Annotated in this window: 25 protein-coding genes, 1 tRNA gene and 1 pseudogene; 16 read left to right on the top strand and 11 right to left on the bottom strand. The window is 48.6% G+C overall.

The features are described from left to right. The 3 genes from F458_RS0111465 to F458_RS0111455 form a co-directional block, all read left to right on the top strand. On the top strand, positions 1 to 247 hold a 247-nt coding region (locus tag F458_RS0111465), incomplete at its 5' end, for an IS30 family transposase (protein ID WP_018983570.1). A 207-nt stretch (positions 248 to 454) separates the two neighbouring features. After that, positions 455 to 1,024, top strand: coding sequence for a LemA family protein (locus F458_RS0111460; protein WP_018983569.1), 570 nt, complete (start codon positions 455 to 457; stop codon positions 1,022 to 1,024). Between the two features lie 11 nt (positions 1,025 to 1,035). Next, on the top strand, positions 1,036 to 1,422 hold the full coding sequence (locus F458_RS0111455; RefSeq protein WP_018983568.1) for a hypothetical protein: 387 nt from the start codon (positions 1,036 to 1,038) through the stop codon (positions 1,420 to 1,422). A gap of 254 nt (positions 1,423 to 1,676) precedes the next feature. On the opposite strand, the pseudogene F458_RS19435 reads toward F458_RS0111455, so the two are convergent. Together F458_RS19435 and F458_RS0111440 are read right to left on the bottom strand one after the other, a co-directional pair. Next, a pseudogene (locus F458_RS19435) lies at positions 1,677 to 2,828 on the bottom strand (IS3 family transposase). 387 nt (positions 2,829 to 3,215) lie between these two features. Beyond that, positions 3,216 to 3,292, bottom strand: a tRNA-Ile gene (locus F458_RS0111440). 274 nt (positions 3,293 to 3,566) lie between these two features. On the opposite strand from F458_RS0111440, the gene F458_RS0111435 reads away from it, so the two are divergent. The 11 genes from F458_RS0111435 (at position 3,567) to F458_RS0111385 (ending at position 12,364) form a co-directional block, all read left to right on the top strand. Beyond that, positions 3,567 to 4,385 (top strand): MbnP family protein, encoded by an 819-nt coding sequence (locus tag F458_RS0111435; protein WP_018983564.1) that lies wholly within the window; start codon positions 3,567 to 3,569, stop codon positions 4,383 to 4,385. Between the two features lie 102 nt (positions 4,386 to 4,487). Then, a complete protein-coding gene (locus F458_RS0111430; protein WP_018983563.1) occupies positions 4,488 to 4,817 on the top strand; it encodes a hypothetical protein in 330 nt (109 codons plus the stop codon). 342 nt (positions 4,818 to 5,159) lie between these two features. Further along, a complete protein-coding gene (locus F458_RS0111425; protein ID WP_018983562.1) occupies positions 5,160 to 5,492 on the top strand; it encodes a DUF3718 domain-containing protein in 333 nt (110 codons plus the stop codon). A gap of 113 nt (positions 5,493 to 5,605) precedes the next feature. Next, a complete protein-coding gene (locus F458_RS20150; protein WP_169334836.1) occupies positions 5,606 to 6,367 on the top strand; it encodes a LytR/AlgR family response regulator transcription factor in 762 nt (253 codons plus the stop codon). A gap of 63 nt (positions 6,368 to 6,430) precedes the next feature. Continuing rightward, on the top strand, positions 6,431 to 6,823 hold the full coding sequence (locus tag F458_RS0111415; protein WP_018983560.1) for a CidA/LrgA family protein: 393 nt from the start codon (positions 6,431 to 6,433) through the stop codon (positions 6,821 to 6,823). After that, the gene (locus tag F458_RS0111410; protein WP_018983559.1) at positions 6,816 to 7,550 is read left to right on the top strand and encodes an LrgB family protein; all 735 of its coding nucleotides are present in this window, start codon (positions 6,816 to 6,818) and stop codon (positions 7,548 to 7,550) included. Before F458_RS0111415 ends, F458_RS0111410 begins: the two co-directional genes overlap by 8 nt. Positions 7,551 to 7,685: 135 nt before the next feature. Continuing rightward, on the top strand, positions 7,686 to 8,681 hold the full coding sequence (locus F458_RS0111405) for a response regulator (protein WP_018983558.1): 996 nt from the start codon (positions 7,686 to 7,688) through the stop codon (positions 8,679 to 8,681). Beyond that, entirely contained in the window at positions 8,681 to 9,172 is a 492-nt protein-coding gene (locus F458_RS0111400) for a PAS domain-containing protein (RefSeq protein WP_018983557.1), read from the top strand. The genes F458_RS0111405 and F458_RS0111400 overlap by 1 nt, the downstream gene beginning before the upstream one ends. Positions 9,173 to 9,199: 27 nt before the next feature. Then, positions 9,200 to 10,939, top strand: a complete 1,740-nt coding sequence (locus tag F458_RS0111395) for an Lcl C-terminal domain-containing protein (protein WP_018983556.1) — start codon at positions 9,200 to 9,202, stop codon at positions 10,937 to 10,939. After that, positions 10,939 to 11,448, top strand: coding sequence for an Lcl C-terminal domain-containing protein (locus F458_RS0111390; RefSeq protein WP_018983555.1), 510 nt, complete (start codon positions 10,939 to 10,941; stop codon positions 11,446 to 11,448). Before F458_RS0111395 ends, F458_RS0111390 begins: the two co-directional genes overlap by 1 nt. Positions 11,449 to 11,548: 100 nt before the next feature. Beyond that, entirely contained in the window at positions 11,549 to 12,364 is an 816-nt protein-coding gene (locus F458_RS0111385) for a DUF2884 family protein (RefSeq protein ID WP_018983554.1), read from the top strand. Here F458_RS0111385 and hemW read toward each other — a convergent pair. From hemW to F458_RS0111365, 4 genes are all read right to left on the bottom strand, one after another. Further along, positions 12,361 to 13,500, bottom strand: coding sequence for a radical SAM family heme chaperone HemW (gene hemW / locus F458_RS0111380; RefSeq protein ID WP_018983553.1), 1,140 nt, complete (start codon positions 13,498 to 13,500; stop codon positions 12,361 to 12,363). The genes F458_RS0111385 and hemW overlap by 4 nt on opposite strands. Next, positions 13,493 to 14,095: an RdgB/HAM1 family non-canonical purine NTP pyrophosphatase gene (gene rdgB, locus F458_RS0111375; protein ID WP_018983552.1), complete on the bottom strand. Its 603-nt coding sequence runs from the start codon at positions 14,093 to 14,095 to the stop codon at positions 13,493 to 13,495. The genes hemW and rdgB overlap by 8 nt, the downstream gene beginning before the upstream one ends. Positions 14,096 to 14,108: 13 nt before the next feature. Continuing rightward, positions 14,109 to 15,323, bottom strand: coding sequence for an ATP-dependent RNA helicase SrmB (gene srmB, locus F458_RS0111370; protein WP_026294636.1), 1,215 nt, complete (start codon positions 15,321 to 15,323; stop codon positions 14,109 to 14,111). Positions 15,324 to 15,394: 71 nt separating this feature from the next. Continuing rightward, positions 15,395 to 16,492 carry a CCA tRNA nucleotidyltransferase gene (locus F458_RS0111365; RefSeq protein ID WP_018983550.1) on the bottom strand — a complete coding sequence of 366 codons (1,098 nt, stop codon included), beginning with the start codon at positions 16,490 to 16,492 and terminating at the stop codon, positions 15,395 to 15,397. A 136-nt stretch (positions 16,493 to 16,628) separates the two neighbouring features. On the opposite strand from F458_RS0111365, the gene F458_RS0111360 reads away from it, so the two are divergent. Both F458_RS0111360 and F458_RS0111355 read left to right on the top strand, forming a co-directional pair. Continuing rightward, a complete protein-coding gene (locus F458_RS0111360; RefSeq protein WP_018983549.1) occupies positions 16,629 to 17,540 on the top strand; it encodes an ExeA family protein in 912 nt (303 codons plus the stop codon). Further along, the gene (locus F458_RS0111355; protein ID WP_018983548.1) at positions 17,533 to 18,669 is read left to right on the top strand and encodes a general secretion pathway protein GspB; all 1,137 of its coding nucleotides are present in this window, start codon (positions 17,533 to 17,535) and stop codon (positions 18,667 to 18,669) included. The genes F458_RS0111360 and F458_RS0111355 overlap by 8 nt, the downstream gene beginning before the upstream one ends. A 3-nt stretch (positions 18,670 to 18,672) precedes the next feature. Here F458_RS0111355 and F458_RS0111350 read toward each other — a convergent pair whose 3' ends face one another. The 5 genes from F458_RS0111350 to leuA all read right to left on the bottom strand — a co-directional run bounded on the left by F458_RS0111350 (position 18,673) and on the right by leuA (position 24,691). After that, entirely contained in the window at positions 18,673 to 19,854 is a 1,182-nt protein-coding gene (locus F458_RS0111350) for an HD-GYP domain-containing protein (RefSeq protein ID WP_018983547.1), read from the bottom strand. 168 nt (positions 19,855 to 20,022) lie between these two features. After that, positions 20,023 to 20,631 carry a 3-isopropylmalate dehydratase small subunit gene (gene leuD, locus F458_RS0111345; RefSeq protein WP_018983546.1) on the bottom strand — a complete coding sequence of 203 codons (609 nt, stop codon included), beginning with the start codon at positions 20,629 to 20,631 and terminating at the stop codon, positions 20,023 to 20,025. Further along, positions 20,628 to 22,031, bottom strand: coding sequence for a 3-isopropylmalate dehydratase large subunit (leuC, locus tag F458_RS0111340; RefSeq protein ID WP_018983545.1), 1,404 nt, complete (start codon positions 22,029 to 22,031; stop codon positions 20,628 to 20,630). Before leuC ends, leuD begins: the two co-directional genes overlap by 4 nt. Positions 22,032 to 22,036: 5 nt before the next feature. Further along, entirely contained in the window at positions 22,037 to 23,131 is a 1,095-nt protein-coding gene (leuB, locus tag F458_RS0111335; RefSeq protein WP_018983544.1) for a 3-isopropylmalate dehydrogenase, read from the bottom strand. Continuing rightward, a complete protein-coding gene (gene leuA / locus F458_RS0111330) occupies positions 23,132 to 24,691 on the bottom strand; it encodes a 2-isopropylmalate synthase (protein ID WP_018983543.1) in 1,560 nt (519 codons plus the stop codon). Positions 24,692 to 24,835: the final 144 nt, after the last annotated feature.

The raw sequence follows: 24,835 nt of genomic DNA, 5'->3' as shown, positions 1-24,835 counted from the left end.
TGAGCTGGTCGCAGAAAAGCTTAGAACTGATATCTATTTCGCAAACCCGTATTCATCCTGGGAACGCGGATTGAATGAAAACTTCAACGGTTTGCTGCGCCAGTACATCAAGAAAGGCACCGATTTACGGACGATAACAGATAGGCAAATTAATGAGGTTGAACGTGCATTAAATGCCAGACCGAGAAAGTGTCTCGGCTTCAGGCAGCCAGTTACGGTATTCAATGAATTACGCAAAGCTGCCTAAATTAGCGAGTGGTGCACTTCGGAGTTGAATTCGCGTATCTGCTAAAAGAGATATTTTCCCAAAAAGCTTTGGTGTTCCTCATATCAAGAACACTGATGAGTACATATCGTATTTGTCAGCCCCTCCAAAAATAGAAGCCCTTAGTGCATTAAGAGACTTTGTTGATTATTCGAACTCAAGAAGCATTATTAAAAAGGAAGCGGTTTAATGGATAACATAGTCCCATACCTAATAATCGCGATAGTTGTCATCTCAATTATCGTAATGTACAACACAATTATAGGAAGAATGAATCGGGCGAAGCGAGCTTGGTCGGATGTAATAACCTATGAAAAACTAAAAAGTGAGTTGATACCAAAATTAGTAAGCCTTACTGAGGAATTTAAAGTTTTCGAATCAGACTTCATAGAGCAGGTTACAGCTATGCGCTCGGCGATATCATCGATCTCTAAGGATGACATTGATATCGAAAAATTGAACGAAATTGAAGCGCGATCAAACCAAGTCTTTAGTACATTTAAAGCTACAGCGGAAAGTTATCCAGAACTTGGTTCAACTCAAGTTGTGAGAGATCTACTCAGTCAAATAGCAGACAAGAGTGAAAATGTTGCAGCTGCAATAACAATTTATAACCGAAGCGTTGAACAGTTTAATAATTCTGTTGAAATGTTTCCGATTAACATTGTTAACGGTCTACTTGCTAAGAAAGACAAACTTAAGACCTTCACTCAATCTGGACTGACAGATGAGTACGACTATAAACCTAATTTTTCATAAAGGGATTACTCATGAAATTATTAAGATACTTACCACTATTAAGCTTAGCGCTAGGGTTTAGTTCTATTGCAAAAGAAACTGACTATGCTTGTAGTTTTGTAGATATGAGAGGAACACTTGTTGCAAAAGCTGACTTTGAAAATAAGAATGTTGGTTCAATAACAATAAAATATTTAGATGGCAGTGAATATTTTACCCATGATTGGACAACGCATATTGGTAACGACAAAAAAAGTTTAGCGGTTGAAAACGGTTCCAATGCAGTAATGGTGGTTGTTGATGGTATGTACAAAACGAGGTTTGAGTACGATTCTGGCAAAGACAGCGGTTATTTTTGGGTAAACCAAAGTAACAAACAAGATGCGTGGAAGCTCAACTGTATAATACGAGAAGCCTAGCTTTCAAAACAATTTTTTGTGTTAATCGTATTAATTTAAATGTACTAGCTCAGACCTGGACTGGCAGTTACCCCGTTTTTCTGGTGTCGGCGTTAGATTAGATTTGAGCTAATACAGCTAATTCAATTGATATTTCTTGAAAGAAGTTTTACTCCACGGACGGTAGCTCTAAATAGCGCAGATTTTGGTAAGCATTAAGCCAAGGCTTACCTACTAAATTCCGCACATCTACAATCTGGACTTCCCAGCTTTCACTAGACAGTTATCTGTTTCGTAAACCAAGCATTCTCGAATTGAGCAGGTGAGACACCGTCGGTATGAGAATGCCGTTTTTTGGAATTGTAAAACATCTCGATAAAATTAAATATCTCTGATCTGGCTTCATCACGGGTGTCATATAACTTTTTCTTTGTAACCCGTTTCTTAAACGTAGCAAAGAAGCTTTCCGCTACCGCATTATTGTGACAGTTATCGCGTCGGCTCATCGAGGGCCTGAGGTTGTTTTCCTTTATGAACGCCAGATAATCTGCACTACCGTACTGACTGCCCTGGTCGCTGTGCACCAGAACATGCTGTTTCGGTGTGCGTTAATAAACCGCCATGAGCAGCGCATTGATAACCAGATGCTTATCAATATTTTTGTCCATTGACCAACCAACCACACGGAGCGAATACAGATCGATGACGGTGGCCAGATACAAAAAGCCTTCGTAGGTTCTTACGTAAGTAATGTCGCTAACCCACGCTGTGTTTGGGCTGGCGGGAGCTAAATTCCGTTCCCAAATGTTATAAGCAATACGTGAGGGCTTTCCGTTTTTAATGTACCGACGCTGGTAACCAATTTGTACCCGAAGCCTGCTTCTACGCATTATCTTCGCCACGCGATGAACGCTACATGTCTCTCCAGCCTCGCTTAAATCACGGTATATCCAGGGACTACCATATGTCGCGCCACTTGCTATATAGAATTCTCGGATAAGCTTTAGCAGGCGCTCATTTTCAATAGCACGAGCACTCAATGGCTGCTTTAGCCGATTATAAATAACACTGCAATGGATTTTTAGAACGCGACACATCGTATTGACTGAAAATTCTTTCTGATGATCACGGGTAAAGGCGAACTTCACTCTGGCTGGCTTGCAAAGTACCTTGAGGCCTTTTTTAGAACTTCTCTTTACTCCATCACCCGTTTGAGTTCAGCCTCAAGCTGAGCGATACGGGCAGAATCATCAGCGGACTTCTTCGGTTCAGAACTTTTATCCAGCTGCTTTTCAGTTAAACAACGAATTACTTGAAATCCCGAGGCGCTCAGCCACATCCGCAACAGAATACACGCGCTCCGTAACTTGCTCCACTGATTCGACTTTAAACTCGTGGATATACCGTTTGCCTTTGCTTGTAAACACCTCTTTGTGAAGTTACGTTGTAACTGTTAAAAGTGTCTAGCAAAGTCTAAAAAGTCCAGCTTTTTCACCTTTTTTACCCTGAAAAAAACCAGGTGGTTAATTTCTTATAGTCGTACGAATGAGTTTTTGAAAATTGCGTATGTGGAGTATGGTGGGAAAATCAAATTGATAAAGACTTGTAACTGATATCTAAAGATTCAGCTAATATGATACATCGTATAGCTTATGGGGTTATAGCGTGGTTAGGAAACTATAAACTGTCCGTTCTTTCTTTTCCCGTGTCTGCAAGGTCTTTCAGAACGGTACCTAAGCGACTATTTACCCGACTAAAGCGAAGATGTAATGATGGTAGTTAGTGTGTACTATCGACAAAGATGTTTAATAAAATGGTGGCCCCACCCTGACTTGAACAGGGGACCTGCCGATTATGAGTCGGATGCTCTAACCAACTGAGCTATGGGGCCTTTGAACTGTGATTTGTGTCTGGATTAAAGCGATTGCATTGAACCAGTGCCGCGAAGTATAAGCAGTTTTTTTATGCTTGTCACCCCGCTGCAGGCGGGTTTTTTGCCTGAAGGTGCTGATTGGTTAATTTAGCGTCAATTTGTATGCCAGTCCTAACCCTGTATACCACATGCGGGGTATCTGCCAATACCTGTGCCGACGAAGTTTGCTACATTGTCTGGTTAGAAATAGACTAAAATAACAGTAGTAGTTTAAGAAGATGATATTTTTCCCATGAACCAATCCAACCTGGTCATTTTAATTGTTTTATCGCTGATGCTTACGGGGTGTGATTTATTTTCTGCTAACAAACCTGCCGGTCATATTCCCGTTACCTTCAGTGACCTTACAGCTAAAGGCGACTGCGGATCTAAGATTCGTCTAAATAATCAGTTCTGGGATGTCGATTATCTTGCTTTTTATTTATCTGAACCAAGAGTCAGAATCGGCGGACGGTGGCAGGCCCTGTCGTTTGAGCCCGGGCAGGGACAGTCCAGTACCACCGCATTATTGAAATTTCATGATCGCTGCACCAGTAACAGCAACGACACCACAATTAAGCTGGATGCTAACGAGACTTTGTTGAACCGTGCTTCGGCAGTACGGTTTACACTAGGCTTGCCTTTTTCGCAAAATCATTTGCTCGATGATGTTCACGATTCGCCAGTCAATGAGCCGGCTATGTTTCAGTCGGCCAGGGTCGGGCATACATTTATGCGCATTGAGCTTAAACAATCAGACAATACGTCAAACTGGTGGTCATTTTTGCTTGCCAGTGGTGGATGTGATGCTTCATCCGACGAACAGGCGCCGGATCAATGTCAAAAACCTAATCGAATTACCGTAGATTTGCCCCTGAAGGCGAATGTGGAAACATTGCGACTAAATGCCTTGTTGCGAAAAATTTTATTTCGCGCAGAGTTAGTGCCGGGGCAGGCATGCAATTATGGTGAACAACCTGCAGACAACTGCAACAAGGTGCTTCGTAACCTTACTAACAATCAGTGGCTTGTGTGGGATGCACCTCAACAGGTCTATCTGAAACAAAATTAGCAATCTTTTGTATCGGCATATATAAGTGCAAGGGTGGATTTTATTTGCTATCTTTGGATTTTTATACAACTAGCCTGATAGCCAGCTTGTGCGGAGAAAAAAATGACAGAAAAGCCCTTTCTGGTAAGTGGTCGTAATACGTTAATTCATAAGGTTAGAAAGTACGATCTGCTTATTATCAATAATGAAGAAAAGCCCGCTGTATTGGTAACATTTCGCGGCCTTAAGATTTATGAAGGTAAAATACCTGAAAATAAACGCGATGCTAAAATGATGGATATGGAGCTGGTTGACCTGACCAGTGGGGAAGTATTTGGCGATGAAAAGACCTTAGTGTTTATTCAAACGCTCAATGGCAAAGAGTATAAAGTGGATTACAGCAAGTCGGGAACTCGCTCGTTTATCACTGTACACCAGGAGAGTTTTTTCTAAATATTTTCTCGGTTTGGGGGAGCTTTCGTCTGTTCCCCTTCATCTTTTATCTTTTCTTCTCCTGCGCTTCCTGACTATCCGAGACTGCTCGTGCCTCTGTGAGCCAACAAATGAGCAAGCTCGTCTCCCCCTCAAACGTTTTCTATTTAAACGGGATATGTAACAAAGTATTTGCGCATTGCGGTCATTGGCAGGTCAGAACGTTCAGTTATCGTTAATCACATAATATTTATCGCATAATCTCATATACAGTCCATTTAACGAATTCTTCCTGTCTTAACCGATTTATTCACTACTTTAACAGTACACCCGGTGCGTTGCCGGTTTGTCAGGAGAAGAAAGATGAATAATCAATTTTCAGTACGCAAGATCATCACAATCAGCAGTATGCTTTGTTTGTTCGCTGGCGTAACGTCATTCAGTGCTCAGGCTGCTTATCCAACATATATGGAGAGAAACTTGATAAAGATATGCACTGCTATCAAAGATAACAAACCGTTTCAGTTACACATGGCGGTGAAAAAAAGCGGTCTGACATATCGTGCACTTGAGCAAGGTCTTGTATGTAACAATATGGACATCCATGCTTTTGCACAGGCCAGTAAAGCTGTTAATACCGGTAAATTTCTGGCGCGACGGCTTAAGTATAAACAGCAACTGACTGCATCCCGCTAATGGACAGCGCGCCATTGTCATCGTCAAGTAGCAGAAGCGCTTATCCACTGCGTTGTGTCCTGTCTGCACAGAGGGAAAAGGCGGAGACCGGTGTTTTGCTTTCTGAAGAGACTGTGGCGATAACCGCAGTTCTTAGTGTCGGTGACCCGGCGTTGCGTGCACAATTACACCACCTCCTGCGCTGCCAACCAGACGTACATGAGATTATAAATAGTCAAAGAGGAAGAGCCGATAATCAGACCGTACTGTTTTATGACAGTCAGGCTGCCAGCACCAATCTGCCGACAGCTGACTGGGTGGTGGCGCTGGGTGGCAGTAATAATGACGCGTTGGCAGCATTTAAAAATGGTGCGCAGGGTTTTATTTGTTGCCCCCTCAATAATCAGCAGGCAACCGGTGTGATACAACACCTGATACAGTGCATGATAAAAGATGTGCAGCGCAAGCGCTCACTGGATGCGGTCAAAACTACCGCCCGGCGATTTAGTATCGGCCCTGAAAAGGTAGCGTTGGGATGCCAGTCAGGTTTATCTGGTCAGCCGCGGCAGATCATATTACGCAGTGAGAACGCGTGGTGCAGCGTTTTCTGTGATGATATTCAATGGATTCAGGCTGCCGGCGATTACATGTGCGTTTACACTAATAACGAAACCTTAGTGATTCGCTCAACACTCACTCAATTATGCCATAGGCTGCCCCAGCAGATATTTAAGCGGGTAAGTCGCTCTGAACTGGTGAATATCACGTTTGTGAAATGCATCGAGCAGCGGGCGTGTCGAACCGCCTACGTGGTTTTGCAAAACGACACCCATCTTAAAATCAGCCAGCGTTATTTCAGCGCATACTGGCAATCAGTCACAAATTTTAACCGCTGATTGCTGGCAAGCTGTATTTTCATTAAGTAGGATAGCGAATTATCAGCGTTAATTAAGGCAGATATGCGCGCGCTTATTGTCTCTTTTTTTTCTAAATCCCTGGGCCTACTGGCGCTTTTTTTGTGTTATATGACAGGCGAGATTGTTGTACGGGTGGCAAACCTGCCGTTGCCCGGCGCCCTGCTTGGTTTACTTTTATTATTGGCCGCGCTGCTATTGTTGAAGCGAACGCCACTTTTCATAACCCGGGGAGCCCGGCCACTTCTGATACATATGAGCGTTTTATTTGTACCGGCAGTATGTGCAATTGTGGTGATTTGGGCGCAGATTGCTCCTTACCTGATGAGTATATCCACCGCGATTATTTTAAGTACCGCCTTAAGCCTTGGCGTGACTGCGTGGGTGGCGGTGCGTATTTTTAAACCATCAGCCAGGAGTTGTCGCAACGATGATTGATGCAGCCGGCCAGGTGCTCGCCGAATTCACCACCATCATCACAACAACGGCTACCACCACCGGGTTAATCTGGCTGGTCGTTACGCTGGCAATTTACACCGGTGCCATTTGGATAAACCATAGAGCTGGCGGAAACCCACTGCTTCATCCGCTGCTGCTCACAGCAACCGGTGTTATAGCGCTAACCACGCTTCTTGATATTAGTATCAGCGACTATCAGCAATACGCAGGGTTATTACACTGGCTGCTGGGACCGGCTACTGTTGCGCTGGCTCTGCCTATGTATGCCCAGTGGCAAAAAGTACAGCAGCTGGGTTGGCGCCTGATTCTGGCCATTGCGGTGGGTGGTATCGTCGCGCCATTATTCGCCTGGGTATGCTTATTTGTAGCGGATGCACCATTGGCGTTGCAGATGACTATGCTGGCAAAATCGATAACCACGCCTTTAGCCATGGAGAGTAGCCGATTGATTGGTGGCATTCCGGCGCTGGCTGCTGTGTTTGTGATTATAACCGGTATCGTGGGAGCTATCGTTGCGCCCGTAACCTTTCGACTTTTCCAGGTTACCGACCCACAGGCCCAGGGCGTTGCCTTAGGTGCCGTGGCACACGCAGTGGGCACTGCAAAAGCACTAAGCATGGGCGAAGATGTGGCGGCCATGGCCAGTCTGGGCCTGTGTTTAAATGGCATTATGACAGCTATTGTGTTGCCCTTGTTATTTGGCTGACATTCAATTTAACCTTATGTCTCATAGACAACCTGCCGATACACGCTAATGTTATCAATATAAATTGCAAAGCTCTGACGCCGGGAAGTATTCAGCTACGGCGTCAGAGTAAACATCAGGTAGGGTGCAGGGTAAATGTTTTCAGTTGTAGTATGTGATGACTCCCTCGTTGCGCGAAAGCAGGTCGCTAAAAGTCTGCCACAGGACTGGGAGGTCGCGGTTCATTTTGCCAGACATGGTGGTGAAGCGCTGGCGTTAATACGTCAGGGAAAGGGCAATTTATTGTTGCTTGATTTGAACATGCCCGAGCTTGATGGCTACGAAACCCTGAAAGCTATCCAGGCAGAAAACCTGCCGGTTACGACCATTGTTATCTCTGGTGATATTCAACCTGAAGCTCACGAGCGGGTAATTTTTCTAGGCGCCGCAGAATTTATCCAAAAGCCGGTTAATCCGGACACGCTCAAACAAACCCTCATAACACATCGGATTTTAACCGAAGACGGCGACGAGGGGATTGATGCGTCGCGCCTTGATCCAGCCACCCGGGATTGTTACCAGGAGATTACCAATATTGCCATGGGACGGGCGGGCGATCATCTGGCACGCATAATGGACGTGTTCGTGCATTTGCCCATACCCAACGTGAACCTGATTGAAGTATCAGAGCTGCACATGATGCTTTCAGACATTGAAAGTCACGAAGAAGTGAGTGCAGTTTGTCAGGGTTTTTTAGGGCCCGGGGTACGGGGGGAAGCCTTATGTATCCTCAGTGACTCAAGCTTTGAGGATGTGGCACGTATTTTAAATGTTAAGGGTGAGGTGGATGACAGGATCCAGCTGGAATTACTGATGGATGCGGCAAGCATATTAATCGGTACCTGTCTGACCGGACTGGCTGAGCAACTGGACATCAATTTCAGTCAGGGTCACCCTATTGTGCTGGGTCAGCACCGTGCAATAACAGATATAATCTCTGCCAATCAACTTAAATGGCGCCGGACCCTGGCCATAGAGCTCAGCTACGGGCTGGAAGGGTACAACGTAAGGTGTGATCTGATTTTGCTGTTTACCGAAGATTCAATGGAAACAATGAACGCCAAGCTGGCGCATCTGCTGGAGGATATGTAATGTCTGACACACTGGAAGAACTACAGGCCTTTCACTGGATGATGGACATGCTGCAGACGGTGGATGTGGGTATTGTAGTGCTGGATCGCCAGTTTAAAGTGAAGGTATGGAACGGGTTTATGGAAAGTCATAGCGGAATGCTGCCCAGCGAAGTCCGTGAAAAATCGCTGTTTAGTCTTTTTCCTGACATTGCCGAAACCTGGTTTGCTCAAAAAGCACGGCCGGTTTTTGAACTTAAAACGCGGGCGTTTATGACCTGGGAACAACGGCCTTATTTATTCAAGTTTCCCAACTACCGGCCGATTACAGGAAACGAACAGTATATGTATCAGAACATCACACTGTCGCCCCTGGTGTCGGCTAACGGAACCGTCGAAAGTATCAGCATGATGATTTACGACGTCACCGATATCGCCGCAGGCAAAAAACAACTTGAAGCGATTCAGGTTACGCAAAGTGAGGCACTGGAAAGGCAGCAGTCGATGTCCTGATACCCGTTAATTGGCAGGACAGGTATCATGTTTAGTAAATGGTCTTGTAACAAAGACAAGTGCATTAACATCTCCTTGTGGAAGACCGCCGTATTTCTGACTGCCGGCATATTGCTGGCGGGCTGCGGCGGGGGAAGTGACAGCAGCAGTAGTAGTGCGCCTGTACAGGCAGCACTGCTGGTTAACGCAGGGGCTGATATTCAGGCTGATGAGCAAACAACAGTAACTGTTTCAGCGCAAACCGAAGATACCGAGCAGACACTGGTTTATTCCTGGTCAGCCGCGCCGCAGTTAATCATTACCCAGGAAGACAATACCGTCGGCGACGCCACGGTGACGCTGCCGGTGCTCAAAGAGCAAACCACGTACACGCTGACCGTTGAGGTAACCGCGGAGGATGGCGCCAGGGGCACCGATTCGCTGGTCATTACCGGCATGCCGGACAATAACCTGCCTAATGCTGTAATAGACGTATCCCCGGCTGCCGACGATAACGGCCAGTACGCCGCAGGTGTCTCATTGACACTGGATGGTTCGGCAAGTACGGATGCCGATGCCGAAGACCAGCAAAATCCAATTTCGGCATGGCAGTGGGAACAAACCGAAGGTGTGGATGTTACCGGCGGCAGTGAACTGGACAAACCGCAGCTAAACATCGTCACGCCCATTTCGTCGTCACAGCAAAATCTCACTTTTACCTTAACGGTAACCGATGATGAGGATGCTACCCATACCGCCACGATTAACCTAATCGTCAAGGCAGATTCAGACACCGCGCCTACTATTAGCGCCGGTTACAATCAGGGCGTTTTCAGTGGTGAACCTATTGTGCTGGAGGGCACAGCTGATTCCACCGTTCCTTCTGCCTTTCCGCTGACGTACGCCTGGGAGTCGTCCGGGTTAGATGGATTATCTATTGATAATCCCGAAGCACTATCGACATTTGTTATCGCCCCTGAGGTGGATTCAGAAACCAGCGCCACTATTATTCTCAATGTCACCGATGCCAACGGAAATGTTGCCAGCGATACGATCAATATAAAAGTTCGGGCAATGGCTCCGGCGAAACTTAATGATACCGGCGTTACTGCTCAGGCCACTACTGATGTGGTGGTGCAAACCCAGCAAAATGAATACGCGGGGCAGGACGGGCAACGCGGCGGCGATATCATCGCCAAAGCCGGTATGCTCGAAAAAGCCGGGCAGGGCACAGCCGGCTTTGACTTTACCAAGGTCAATGGCAATGGCGACGAACAGGATGACGACGCAACAGCCTGGTCCTGTGTACGCGACAATACAACCGGGCTGGTTTGGGAAGTGAAAACAACCTCCGGCGGTCTGCATGATACGCAAAATACCTACGGCTGGTATCAGGAAGAGAACAATGGCGGTGTCAACGGTACACTAAACCCGGCTACGGCCAGTTGCTCGCTGACCAACTGTAACACCAACGCCTTTATTTCGGCGGCAAACAGTGAAGGCCTGTGTGGATTTTACGACTGGCGATTACCCACCCATCAAGAGCTGATGAGCCTGCTGCACTTTGGTAAAGACGGTGAACCTATGGTGGATGATCAGTATTTCCCCAATACCGGCAATATGACCGAAGCGCCGCTATGGTACTGGACCTCACGTCCGGGAGCCGATGGGGTTATCAACAATGCTGCGCAAAATTCAGTGGCGATTGATTTTGCCTCAGGCGTTGATAATTTTCTGAAAAAAGACCGCGCGGTACGTGTGCGTCTGGTAAGAGCGGGGAGAAACTAATGAAACATTTATTATTTGTTTGCGCAATTATATTGAGCCCGACTGTCATGGCGCAAATTTGTCTTTCTGAAGCCCCCGAATCCACGCCAACGGACGATTTTGTCGAAGTTGGCGCTGACGAGATGTGGGATCAGCAGACCAATCTTGTGTGGAAGCGCTGTGCTCAGGGCCAAACCTGGGATGGCACGACTTGTACCGGCCAGGCCACACCAATGTCATGGAAAGAGGCGTTACAGGCTGCACAACGCGAGGATGATCGTGACCAACAAGGCTGGCGGGTTCCCAATATTAAAGAGCTGGCGTCGGTAACTGAGAGGCAGTGTGTGCGGCCGGCTATCAATGAAACTGTTTTTCCGGCTACCCCGGAGGATGATTTCTGGACTTCTACACCTTCCGTCAGCGATCCCGATAGCGCATGGGTAGTTGCGTTTTTTAACTCCAGTCATTCAGTGAAACGCAAAGCGCGCTTTGTTTATCTGCGCCTTGTGCGTAGTTACAGAGGGTCATAATCGCCCGTCTTATCATGGCCTGTTAAGTTCAGCCTGTATTTATGCAGGTTGGACTCAACTTACCTTTTTATTTATAGTTCTGCCGTCCAGAATATTAGTGATGATGATGCAGAAACTGTTTTACACCGCGTTTGCGGGCTTATTCTTTATATCGGCCAGCCCACTGGCTGCGGCTGAGGAATTCACTTGCGATATCGACTTTAGCTATGGTTTGGTGGTTAATGACGAACAGATAAGAGTGATGGAGAAATCCCGCACGTTGCTGCAGATCAATGATCAGAATCAGCTTTTTATCAATGGTCGCTGGCAGCAACTCACGCCTCAACAATCAGCCTGGCTTACAGAATATGCCCAGGGTCTTCACTATGTGGTGCCGCAGATGATTGTGCTGGCCACGGAGGGCGTTGATTTAGCAGTAGATACCATTGATCACGTCTACCAGGGCCTGGTTGGCGCCGATCACGACAGCTATGAACGGCTGCATGAGGCGATGGAAAAAGTAAAAGACAGAGTTAAAGAAAAATTCCGCCATGCCAGCGACCACTACTTTATCGGACCCGGGTCGCTGGAAAGTGTCGATGACTTTGTCGATGCAGAGATAGAAGCTCAGCTGGATGGGACTATCTCGACGACAGTAGGCGGCATATTATCAGCTATTGGTGGCGTTAACCCGGATAGCGATGATGTGGACAGCCAGCGGGTAGAGCAGCTTACCCGCCATTTGGAAGCGGTGGGAGCAAGATTGGGTGGTCAGATGTCCCCCAAAGCGCTGACGTTACGAAACAAAGCACAATGGTTTTGTAATAAGCTTGAGATGCTTAATCAGACTGAGGAGAAACTACGCCAGAGTGTGCCTGCTTTCGCCGACTTTAATATCATCACCGATACCACCGATGGTTCTGACCAGAAAGACTAAACAAATGCAGACAGCAAACTATTCAGATAGCGCCTGCCTTTGTCGGTGACCTGCCAGCAAGTTGTATTACTGTTTAATAGTCCCTGACTTTCAGCTTTTTCAAGACTGCTGTGCTGCGCTTCGCTAAGCGTGGTGCCGGTGAAATCGGTAAAATCCTGTTTCGGGCAGGGCTCCACCAGACGAAAACGATTCATAAAAAACTCAAACGCCAGATCGCTGTTATCTACCTCAGTTTGCTGATCCAGGTAAGGACGGGCAAGCTCCATATAGCCCCTGGGATGTTTAACCTTCACAGTGCGATAAATCTTTTGATTAGTCGCATCGGTTATTTTGCCATGGGCGCCACAGCCGATGCCCAGGTAATCACCAAAGCGCCAGTAATTAAGGTTATGCTGACACTCAAAGCCGGGTTTGCTATATCCGGATATCTCATACTGATGAAACCCTGCTGCCTTCAGCAGCCCGTGACCATGGGTTTGGATATCCCATAATAAATCATCGCCAGGCAATTCTGGTGGCTTGGAGTAGAATGGCGTATTCGGCTCGATCGTCAACTGATACCAGGATAAATGGGCAGGTTCTCTGGCGATAGCCTGACTAAGATCGCTTAGGGCATTATCCAGCGACTGCTCTGGCAAGCCGTGCATCAGGTCCACATTGAAGCTTTTCAGTCCGGCCTGGTGGGCCTGCGCGATAGCAGACATAGCCTGATCGCTGTTGTGGATGCGCCCCAGCGCCGACAGGTGTTGTTTTTGAAAGCTCTGTATACCAATAGAAATACGATTGACACCAGCCTGTACATAGCCGTTAAATCGCCCGGCTTCCAGCGTGCCCGGGTTGGCTTCGAGCGTTATTTCTGCATCCGGAGCCAGATTAACCCTGGCTTTTACCCCCTCCAACAGCGCAGCAATCGAGGCTTCGCTAAACAAACTTGGGGTGCCGCCGCCAATAAAAATTGTGTCCACTGATCTGTCGCCGACTCGGTGAGCATCCAGCGCTAAATCATCCAGCAAATGGGCGACATACTCCGTTTCTGGCAAGGCATTTTTTAAGCCGTGGGAGTTAAAATCGCAGTAAGGGCATTTCTGTACGCACCAGGGAATATGTATGTAGAGGCTCAGGGGCGGATTACGCAAAAGTTTGCCTCATTTGCTGAATCAGAACCGTCATGGCCTGACCGCGATGACTGATACTGTTTTTGGTCTGGCTATCCAATTCTGCCGCAGTACATTCATGGGAAGGCACATAAAAGACAGGATCATAACCAAACCCGCCATGGCCGGAAACCTGCTGCCTGATCAGCCCGTGCCAGTGGCCCTGGCTGATAAGCGGAACCGGGTCGTCAGCATGGCGCATAAATACCAGTGTACACATAAAGTGGGCACGACGATCAGCTTCACTATGCAAACGCGACAGCAGTAACTCGATATTTTGCGTATCGCTGGCACCCTCGCCGGCGAACCGGGCCGAATAAATTCCGGGGGCCCCGCCCAGTGCATTGACTACCAGTCCGGAGTCATCAGCAATTGCTGGCAACCCAGTTTCCCGGGCTGCGTGGCGGGCCTTGATAATGGCATTTTCAACAAACGTTGTACCAGTTTCCGCAACATCAGAGACGCCGAGCTCTTGTTGTGGAACAACCTTCACCTGGTACTCTGCAAAGAGTTTACTGAATTCTTTTACTTTTCCGCTATTGCCAGAGGCAAGAACAATTTTTTCAGGAAAGGACATGGTATTCTCGCTGTTATTTTTTGCCTTTAGGTTTTTTCTTAGTCGCTGTTTTCTTCACTTTCTTTTTCTTCGTCGGCGGCTTCGGTGTCTTGTGTTTGGGCCGTAAGCCGTCTATTACCCGGGCTTTCATTGGCTCACCGCTAAAACGTGCCGCCTTAGCTACCATTTCAATATCGTGCGCTTCAACCAGTGAAATCGCGGTGCCTTTTGCGCCAGCCCGACCTGTACGTCCAATGCGGTGAACATAAATATCAGCTTTGCGCGGCATATCGTAGTTGATGACATGGGAGACATTGGGTACATCGATACCCCGGGCGGCCACATCGGTAGCTAGCAACACCGACACCTCACCGCTTTTAAAGCGGGTCAGAGCTGCATTGCGTTTATCCTGAGGCATTTCCCCCTGTAACCAGCACACCATAATACCCTGTGCGGCTAAGAAATCTTTCAGAGCCTGCAACCTGTCTCTGGTTTTTACAAATACGATGGCATTGCTGATATCGTTCTTCAGAATATGGACCAGCAGGGCCTGCTTGTGGGCCAGATCGTCTGCCAGGTGGTACCACTGGTGTATTTTCGCTTTCTCCTTACGCGAAGGATGCGCCTCAAGAACTGACGGCAGCGTAAGCAGGTTAGTGGCAAACTCTCTGACGCCTTTACCTGACAACGTGGCAGAGAACAGCATGTTTTGCTTACGCCAGCGCGCTTCGCCGGCGATTTGATTAACGATACTGCCAAACCCCATATCCAGCATTCGATCTGCTTCATCCAGTATCAGACATTCAATGTCGCGACAGTCAGCAGTTTCTTTTTCAATATGCTCAAACAGCCGGCCCGGTGTAGCCACCAGGATATCGAGGTTCTGGCTGAGTGTTTCTTTATCGGTGCCATAATTGATACCGCCGGTAATTACACCACACACCAAGTCAGTGTGAGCAGTAATTGCTTTGGCCTGTTCATACACCTGAATGGCCAGTTCCCGGGTAGGTGTCAAAACCAGAATTCGGGTAGCTCCGGGTTCGGCACGCGGATAATCCAGCATGAACTGACACGCGGGCAATAAAAACGCTGCGGTCTTGCCCGTGCCGGTTGGTGCGCTGGCAAGAATGTCTTTACCATTCATCGCCTCTGGGATTACCAGAGACTGGATGGAAGTTGGGGTTGAAAAGCCCATGTCAGCTACTGCGTGACAAAGGGCATCATCAAGCTCTAAGTCCTGAAATGTCATAGAAGAGTTCTGATCGGCATGAATGCTGGTATTGTAGCATGGCATCGCGGCAGGCAATAATATTCCAGCCCCTAAAAAACGCCCTTTTCCTGAATAGCCTGTTGTCTTGCATCATTAAGCGCTGACTTGATAGCCGGACCTTTATGACCCTGTGCGATAATCGCCTGGACATCCACACTCCGGGCGGCGTCAAGGGCTCCTGCGATTTTCAGACGCGACCAGACTCGCCCTTCAGTTTCTGCGCGCAACTGACAGATATCCAGCAGCGTGGCAAATCGCTCGGGTTTACGCCAGACATCGCAGGCGTTGAATACGTCAAGGAGTGTTTCGGCCTTTTTGACATTGATTAGCGGTCGGGTAAATGCAGCTGCTAACTGACAGATTGACACAATATCATTCGGGCAGGTGAGTTTTGTGCAAAGATCCTGCGCCTGCTCCTGAGTCAAATAACTGGCCAGTACGCCAATTCTGACCTGAAGCGGCATTTGTTGGTCAGCGGCTCGTTGCAGTACTTGCTGATAATGATTGCTAAATGGTCGTAGCTGAAAGAACCAGTCATTCAGCGCCTCCGCCTGCTCCAGCGTAATAAAAAAAACTATCGGCGTTGACTCCATCAGCGCGCGTCGGGTTTCCTGCCAAACCCGTTGCGCTGTTAATTCGGCCAGCATACCGGAGCGGGCCATTTCACGCATCAGTGCCATGGTCTCATCAGCAATCCGAAAGCCAAGGTAATGATAACGGGCGGCAAATCGCGCCACCCGCAACACCCGTAGCGGATCTTCGCTAAATGCGTCAGAGACATGTCGTAGTAAGCGCTTTTCAAGATCGGCGCGACCGCCGAACGGGTCAATAATGTTGCCCGTTTCATCCTGAGCCATCGCATTGACCGTCAGGTCACGCCGCTGTAAATCTTCTTCCAGCGTGACAGTAGGCCCGGCATCACAGGTAAAGCCGGTATAGCCCTGGCCTGATTTGCGTTCCAGCCGGGCCAGGGCATATTCTTCTTTAGTGGCAGGATGCAAAAATACGGGAAAGTCTTTACCCACCTGAGTGAACCCCCGGGAAAGCAACATTTTCGGGCTTGCTCCGGTTACCACCCAGTCACGCTCGGTGACTGGCCGTTCAAGCATTGCATCCCGCACCGCGCCGCCTACAAGGTACATTTTCATGAAGTTACCTGGCTGAACAATCATGCCCGCATTATGCCCCAATCAAGATTAAATTGCTTTTACTGCGGAAGATTTTGACATCTGGCAAGCCGCTGGTTAGTTTAATCAGCGTTGCTTGTTACCAATAAGAATTTCAATGTATCTTAACTATTTCGGTTTGAACGACAATCCGTTTTCTATCGCGCCGAACCCTGATTATTTGTATATGAGCCCCCGGCATAAGGAGGCGCTTGCGCATCTGACATTCGGTCTGCGGGAAAGTGGTGGCTTTGTCATGCTCACCGGAGAAGTAGGGACAGGCAAAACAACGGTGTCCCGTAAATTGCTTCAACAGTTGCCCGACAATACGCAGGTGGCCATGATCCTGAACCCGACATTATCGGCCATTGAGCTGCTTGCCACGGTCTGTGATGAATTGGGGATCAGTTATGATCCGGATAAAGCCAGCCTGAAATACTTTACCGATAAGATCCTCAGTCGCCTGGCCAGAAACCATCAGTCAGGCATGAACACCGTGCTGCTTATTGATGAAGCGCAGCATCTGATGCCCGAAGTACTTGAGCAGCTACGATTGCTGACCAATCTTGAAACCAATCGCGAAAAGCTGCTGAAAGTGGTGCTTATCGGCCAGCCCGAATTGCAACAACTGCTTAAGCGCAATGAACTGCGACAACTGGCGCAGCGCATTACCGCTCGTTATCATCTGTTGCCGCTCACTGCGCCCGAGGTGGGCGCGTACATGTCGCACCGGCTTAATGTCGCGCACGGGGATATTAGTATTTTCAGTCCGGCTGCCGTGCGCACGGTATACCGGATAACAGCGGGTATCCCACGGGTCATTAATCTTATAGCTGACCGGGCCCTAACTCTCTCATTCACCAAGCAACACGCCATTGTCAGAAAATCTGTTTTGCTGGCTGCGGCAGAACAGATTCTGGGCGAAGATGTGGTGGCTCAGCGCCTGCAGGGTCAGCAAAAACTCTGGATGGGCATGGTTGTTATTATCTCAGTGGCGCTGGGCTTTGCGCTTGGGAGATGGTATGTCTGAGCGAGTCAGTATCGAGGCGCTACGCCCGGGTATGGTCATTACGCGCATTACACAGCAAAACGGGCCGGTTAGTATTCGTAAATCTGGTTTGGTTTCTAGTCAGGCGATGGTACAGGGGCTGGCCGAAATGGGGGTTCAGGAAGTTGAAATTGACCCGCATCAGACTGTCGAAATAGACGCTCGTCTGCAACACCGAACTCAGACTCAGCAACTGTTACGCGGCGACCATGATAAGCGCAGTGGTATCGATGCGGGTCTGTCAGAGCAGTTTAATCGCAGTCTGTTTCTCCCTACCGTGCAAGGCCTTCCGCCCGCCTGGCATCGCATCGGAAAATCAGCTGGCGCTTACGTTGTGCTCGCTATGCTAGGTTTGCTGCTGGGGTTTGCCGGCGGCACCGCACATGTGTGGTGGCCACGACTAATGCAGTCCCCGCCGGTCCAGTCTGCACCGGTGAGCCAGATACCTGCAGCTGAAAACTCTGCAGGGGAATCAGCAAATGCCGGGAAGACGGTAAGTGATGAGCGTGATGAGAATGCTGTTTCAAGCACTGAGCCCGCTGCACAGAATCCCGCTCAGACTGAGCAGACGCAAACCGAGGTGGGCCGGGATGCTGAAGATATCACCGCTCAGCAAAATCAGACCAGCCCGCAGGCTGACTTGTCTGAGCCTGATACAGCAGCTTCAGCGCCCGCGCAGGATACGGAGAGACCCGGTGATGAATCTGAGAGTACTTACGCAGGCGAAGTATTGAATCAGCCTGAAGTTCCCAGTGATAGTCAGGTATCTCAGGCGCTGCTGGAAAAATTTAACAGGGCCATTGAAGAATTAGATAATAATAGCGATGAGGAAGCTCAGCGCCAGCCCGAAACCCGAGTGACGGTCAGTCAGAGCCTGCAGCGGGTGGACCAGTTACCGGTCAGAATGCTGACCCGGTTGCCGACCATGAAATTCAGTGCTCATATGTATGCGTCAAATCCTTCAGACCGTTGGGTCAAGGTCAATGGCAAGCAGCTGGGAGAGGGAGACTGGATCGCCGACAAAGTGCAAATTGTGGCCATTGAAGGGCAACGCGTAGTACTGGAATTTGAAGACGAACGTTTTACCATGGCTGCGCTTACCGATTGGTAAGCGCTATCCTGGCATCTGGTGCACAAACACGTCACGGAAAAATTTTGGCAGGTCAATGTTAAAATCACCAGGTCGCACACCACTGACGATTTCATCATTAGAGACTGATAAATCAATTTTCTTTATCTCACTGTAATGCCCGCCATTGACGCTGTAAAACACCATTACGACGGGTTTGAGTAAGTCAGCTGAATTTGTACTAACTACAATGCCCAGCTTGCCGCTGGTCAGCTGAACCAGCGATCCTACCGGATGAACACCGATAATTTTGATGAACTGACTGACCAGGGTCTGGTCCAGCCCTGTATTTTTAGTCAACCGTTTAAGCGCCACCGCAGGCGCTACTGACTGCTGATGAGGCCGGTTCGATACCATGGCATCATAAGTGTCAACAATGGCAGCCATCCTGGCAAACTCGGAAATTGCCTCACCCTGAAGCTGACGCGGATAACCACTGCCATCTACACGCTCATGATGTTGCGCAACAATAGTGAGTGCAAGATCGCTGATATCCGGATATTGCTCCACCAGCGCTACGCCCTGATCAACGTGCGACTCAATCACAGCTTTGTCGTCGCTGGAGAGGGGAGTGGTTTGCTGACGTAGTTCCGTTGGAACCAAAGACATGCCCACATCCATCAACAGTGTTCCCAGGCAAGCGCTATCAATGGTATCTCTGTCAAAGCCTAATTTGGCAGCGAAGACTGCCATAAGAATACTGCAGTTAATGGCATGCTCAAGAATATACTCGTCTGCGTCTTTGATGAGGGTCAGACAGCAAATCGCATCCTGATTGTCGAAGACGCTGTCGATAATACTCTGGGATAAGGTTTCAGCATCACGCAAATCCTCAGCGGCCCCCTGACTGAGCGAGCGGACCAGGCTGCTTTGTAATGAAACAGCCTGCTGATAAAGTGTATCAGCCTGGCTAATAGCTTGCTGGCCTGAGACTACTTTTGCCTTATCCTTAGGCCCGGCGGGCTTTACAGGTTCAGCAGGTGCAGGCACAGTGCTACGGGTATAGTCCACCTCAACCTTCAAAATACCACGGTCTCGCAACTGGGCAATCACTTGGGGGGTTTTGACTAATCCGCCGGTTTTTACCCGGATTTTACCGGTTTGCTCAATCACCTGACTCACAAACATACCAGGGGCTAACTCATCAATGGAAAGGTGTTTACGCATACAAGCTCCCTTCACACTCCTGTACAACCTGTTTAAAAAAATAGGGTGAGGTTTGTTGCTGAAACTGACAAAATTTTTTATGGCCAATGGCAATTGGTTGCCTTTGCTTCAGGCCAGCTCAGAAACAAAAAACGGCGCTTTATGCGCCGCTTATCATTATAAACGAATTCAGAGCCACTGCGGCTGACTTTGTTCAAATTTTTCAATAGCTACTGCTTTTTCAAGCGTCTGGCCAATTGCGTCTAGTCCCTTAATAAGGTTATCTTTATGATGGTCAGCGATGGTGAATGGCCACTGCCGGTCATTGACCGCTACTGTCTGGCTGGGCAGGTCTACCGTTATCAGTGTCTCAGGGTTAGTAGTGACACAGTCAAACAATTCGTCCATCACGCCGGAGTCCAGTGCCACTGGCAACAGCTGATTGTTAATGCAGTTACCATAAAAAATATCCGCAAAGCTGGTGGCGATAATAACCTTAAAACCATAATCAGCCAGCGCCCATGGGGCATGTTCGCGGCTTGAGCCACAACCAAAATTTTCACGGGTAAGTAAAATCGATGCGTTCTGATACCTGGCTTGGTTAAGCACAAAATCCGGATTTGGTTCCTGTTCGTGCAAATCAAGGTAGCGCCAGTCGTGCAACAAGTGCTTGCCATAGCCTGTTCGTGTCACACCGGTTAAAAATTGCTTGGGGATAATCTGATCGGTGTCGATGTTAGCCTGGTCAAGGGGGCAGGCGGTCCCCCGGTGAGCCTTAAAGCCTTGCTGTATACTCATTGATGCTCTCCAAATTCTCTGACATCAGTAAACTTACCCCGCAATGCGGCGGCTGCCGCCATCGCCGGACTCACCAGGTGTGTTCTGGCACCACGGCCCTGTCGGCCTTCAAAGTTACGGTTACTGGTCGAGGCGCACCGATCCTGCGCGGTTAAAATGTCATCATTCATACCCAAACACATAGAACAACCAGGCAGTCGCCACTCAAAACCCGCCTGGGTAAAAATTTTATCCAGGCCTTCTTCTTCTGCCTGGCGTTTTACCGCTGCTGACCCCGGTACCACAATAGCGCTAACACTGGCATTTACCTTACCATGGCGAGCGATAGCCGCGGCCGCACGTAAATCCTCAATACGACCATTGGTACAGGACCCGATAAAAACGTGACTAATCGCTACGCTATCCAATGAGGTACCCGCCTCAAGCCCCATATAATCAAGTGCTTTTCTGGCACTCTCCTGGTCGGTACTGTCGGTAAAATCGGATGGCGACGGAATGGGCTCTGAAACACCGCTAACCTGCCCCGGGTTGGTGCCCCATGTTACCTGTGGCTGGATATCTTCAGCCTGCAGCTCGACGACTTTGTCATAGGTGGCGTCAGGATCCGAGTGTAATGACTGCCAGTAATCAGTCGCTTTATCAAAATCTGCATTGGGAGAAAATTCCCGGCCGCGCAGATAATCAAAGGTGATTTCATCAGGGGCGATCATGCCAGCTTTGGCACCTGCCTCAATACTCATATTGCAGATGGTCATACGTGACTCCATCGACAATGACGTTATCGCCTCGCCGGCATATTCAATGACAAAACCGGTTGCGCCGGCATGGCCGATTTTACCAATAATTGCCAGAATAATGTCTTTGGCAGTAATGCCCTGACTGAGTTTACCATTGACCTGAATCAGCATGCTTTTCGCTTTGCTTTGCTTCAGTGTCTGGGTGGCCAGAACATGTTCTACCTGTGATGTGCCGATGCCGAATGCCAGAGCGCCAAACGCACCGTGAGTGGCCGTATGCGAATCGCCGCAAACCACCGTCATCCCCGGTGAAATGAGACCTAGTTCAGGCCCCATAACATGCACAATTCCCTGCTTCTGGTGGCCTACCGGAAATAGCCGAATGCCATGCGCCTCACAATTATTTTGCAGCGTCTGAAGTTGTAAGGCATTTTGAGGACCACAGGCATCCAGTGCCAGAGAACGGGTGGAAATACTATGGTCCATGGTGGCGATAGTGCGGTCAGGACGTCTGACTTTGCGCTGCTTTTCATCCAGTCCGGCGAAGGCCTGGGGCGAGGTAACTTCATGAATTAAATGCCGGTCAATGTACAGCAAACTATCGCCGTCTATGGTATCAATGACATGCGCATCAAAAACTTTTTCGTAAAGGGTTTTAGCCATAGTGATTATGCCTTTTTATCTGATATTGCCTGAGCGATAGCGTCACCCACTTGTGTGGTGGTTGCCGCATCATCTGCCTTACTGGTTAACTCAGCGGTAAGCAGACCACTTTCCAGCACTGATACGACGGCCTGTTCAACGGCAAAAGCCGCTTCATCAAGATTCAGGCTAAACCGCAGCATCATGGCTGCTGATAAAATCTGGGCAATAGGATTCGCAATATCTTTTCCGGCGATATCAGGTGCTGAGCCTCCGGCAGGTTCATACAGACCAAAACCTTCCTCATTGATGCTGGCCGAAGGTAGCAAACCCATAGAACCGGTCATCATGGCGCATTCATCTGAGATGATATCGCCGAATAAATTGGAGCAAAGCATTACGTCAAACTGTGCAGGGTTTTTCATAACCTGCATCGTGGCGTTGTCGATATAGATATGTTCCAGCGCAACATCAGGGTAATCTAGGGCCACTTCTTCAGTAACTTCCCGCCATAATCGACTGGTGCTTAGCACATTCGCTTTATCTACCGAGGTGACTTTGTGTCGACGTTTTTGTGCTGCCTGAAAAGCAGCATGAGCAATCCGTCTGATTTCACGTTTGCTGTAGCGCATGGTATCAAACGCATATTCCTGTTCTCCCTCACCGTCTCGGCCTTTGGGCTGACCAAAATAAATACCGCTGGTTAACTCGCGCACCACCAGAATATCAACACCACTTTGGGCAATATCTTCGCGCAGGGGGGAAAGGTGCGCTAAATTTGGATAAATTCGGGCCGGACGCAAATTGCTAAACAGGTCGAAGTGACTGCGCAGTGTCAGCAGTGCCGCTCGTTCAGGACGCTCGTCTACGGGTAGTGTGTCCCACTTTGGCCCGCCGATAGAACCAAAAAGAATGGCATCAGACTGCTCGCAACCCTGTAAAGTGGCAGCGGGCAACGCTTCACCCTGAGTATCAATTGCAAAGCCGCCTACGGCATAGTCGGTGCGTTTAAGTGATACCGAAAACCGGGATTCAACAGCATCCAACACCTTGTTGGCTTGGGCCATCACTTCCGGACCGATTCCGTCACCGGCCAGTACGGCAATTGAAAATTGCTTCATTTAGACTCCTGCTACCTGTTCCTGTTGAATTTTATGTTCATCAATCTGATCAGCTACGTGGGTATTGTTAAGCACGTAGATCAGTGCATTTACGCCTGCTTCTACAATATCTGTGGCCAGCCCGATACCGTGAAAGCGACGGCCTTTATATTCTGCAATTACACTGACCTGAGCGAGTGCATCAGCACCTTCACCCTTAGAGTCAAGCGTGAAATCAACAATATCAATGTCCGGGTGACCAAGAATATCCATGATTGCTTCATAAGCTGCATCCACTGGTCCGTTTCCGGTGGCCGCCCGGGTAATTTCAGTATTGCCTACTTGCATCTTAACCGTGGCACTGGGAATAATTTCACGGCCACTATTCGCTTGCAGATAAAGCAGTTGGTAATGCGCTTCTTCATGTTTTTGTTGGTCAAAAAACAATAATGCTTCTAAATCGTAGTCATAGACCGTACCTTTGGCATCTGCGAGCTTCAGAAAGTCTGCATAAACAGCTTCCAGGTTATAATCCTGCAGGGCATAACCAAGCTCTTTTAAGCGGTGTTTGATGACATGGCGTCCGGAGCGCGACGTGAGATTCAGATTGTTTTTATTGATCCCCACACTTTCTGGCGTCATGATTTCATAGGTATTTAGTGCTTTTAGCACACCATCCTGATGAATTCCCGACGAGTGACTGAACGCATTGGCGCCCACGATGGCCTTATTTGCCTGCACGGGCATATTACATAGCTGGCTGACCAGCTTTGAGGTTCTGGAAATTTCGGTTGACTCTATTGCAGTATGCAAGCCAAGCATTTCCTGGCGGGTTTGCAGAATCATGGCAATTTCTTCCAGGGCACAATTACCTGCCCGCTCGCCAATACCGTTAATGGTACACTCAACCTGCCTGGCACCTTGTTCAATCGCCGCCAGTGAGTTAGCTACAGCGAGCCCGAGATCGTTATGGCAGTGCACACTGATGATTGCCTGATCGATATTCGGGACCCGGTTGAAAAGCTGTTTAATTATCGCGCCGAATTCCGAAGGGGTAGTGTAGCCAACGGTATCGGGAATATTAACGGTGGAGGCACCAGCACTAATGGCAGCCTCTACCATCCGGCACAGATAATCGATGTGAGTACGGCCGGCATCTTCACAGGAAAATTCAACATCGTCAGTATAGTGGCGGGCCTGTTTGACTGCTGCTACAGCCATATCTACTACCTCATCCTGAGACTTACGCAGCTTTGTTCCCACATGGATGTCTGACGTGGCGATAAAGGTATGGATTCGGAAATTGTCGGCCACACTCAGTGCTTTGCCGCAGGCATCAATATCGGCGGTTACTGCGCGGGCCAGGCCACAGACGGTGGCGTTTTTTATCTCCCGGGCAATCGTACGTACCGAATCAAAATCACCCGGAGACGAGACCGGAAAGCCGGCTTCAATAACATCTACGCCCAGCCGCTCCAGTGCCAGCGCAATCTGAAGTTTTTCTTTGCCACTTAAACTTGCAGGTAATGCCTGTTCACCATCGCGAAGTGTCGTATCAAAGATTTTTACCTGATTCGTCATAGCATCCTCTCGCTGGGTAAATAGTTACGTAAAAAAAAACCCGCGCCTGTGGCACGGGTTTATGTAGAAATTCGCTGGTCGCTATCTACCCGTGCAGTCTTGCTGCCATGAGGAGTAGAAGTGTAAGAAGGCGCGATAAAATCA

Source organism: Salinimonas chungwhensis DSM 16280 (genome assembly GCF_000378185.1).
Taxonomy (GTDB): Bacteria; Pseudomonadota; Gammaproteobacteria; order Enterobacterales; family Alteromonadaceae; genus Alteromonas; species Alteromonas chungwhensis.
The sequence above is the reverse complement of the archived record's forward strand: the minus strand, read 5'-3'. Positions and strand labels throughout refer to the sequence as shown.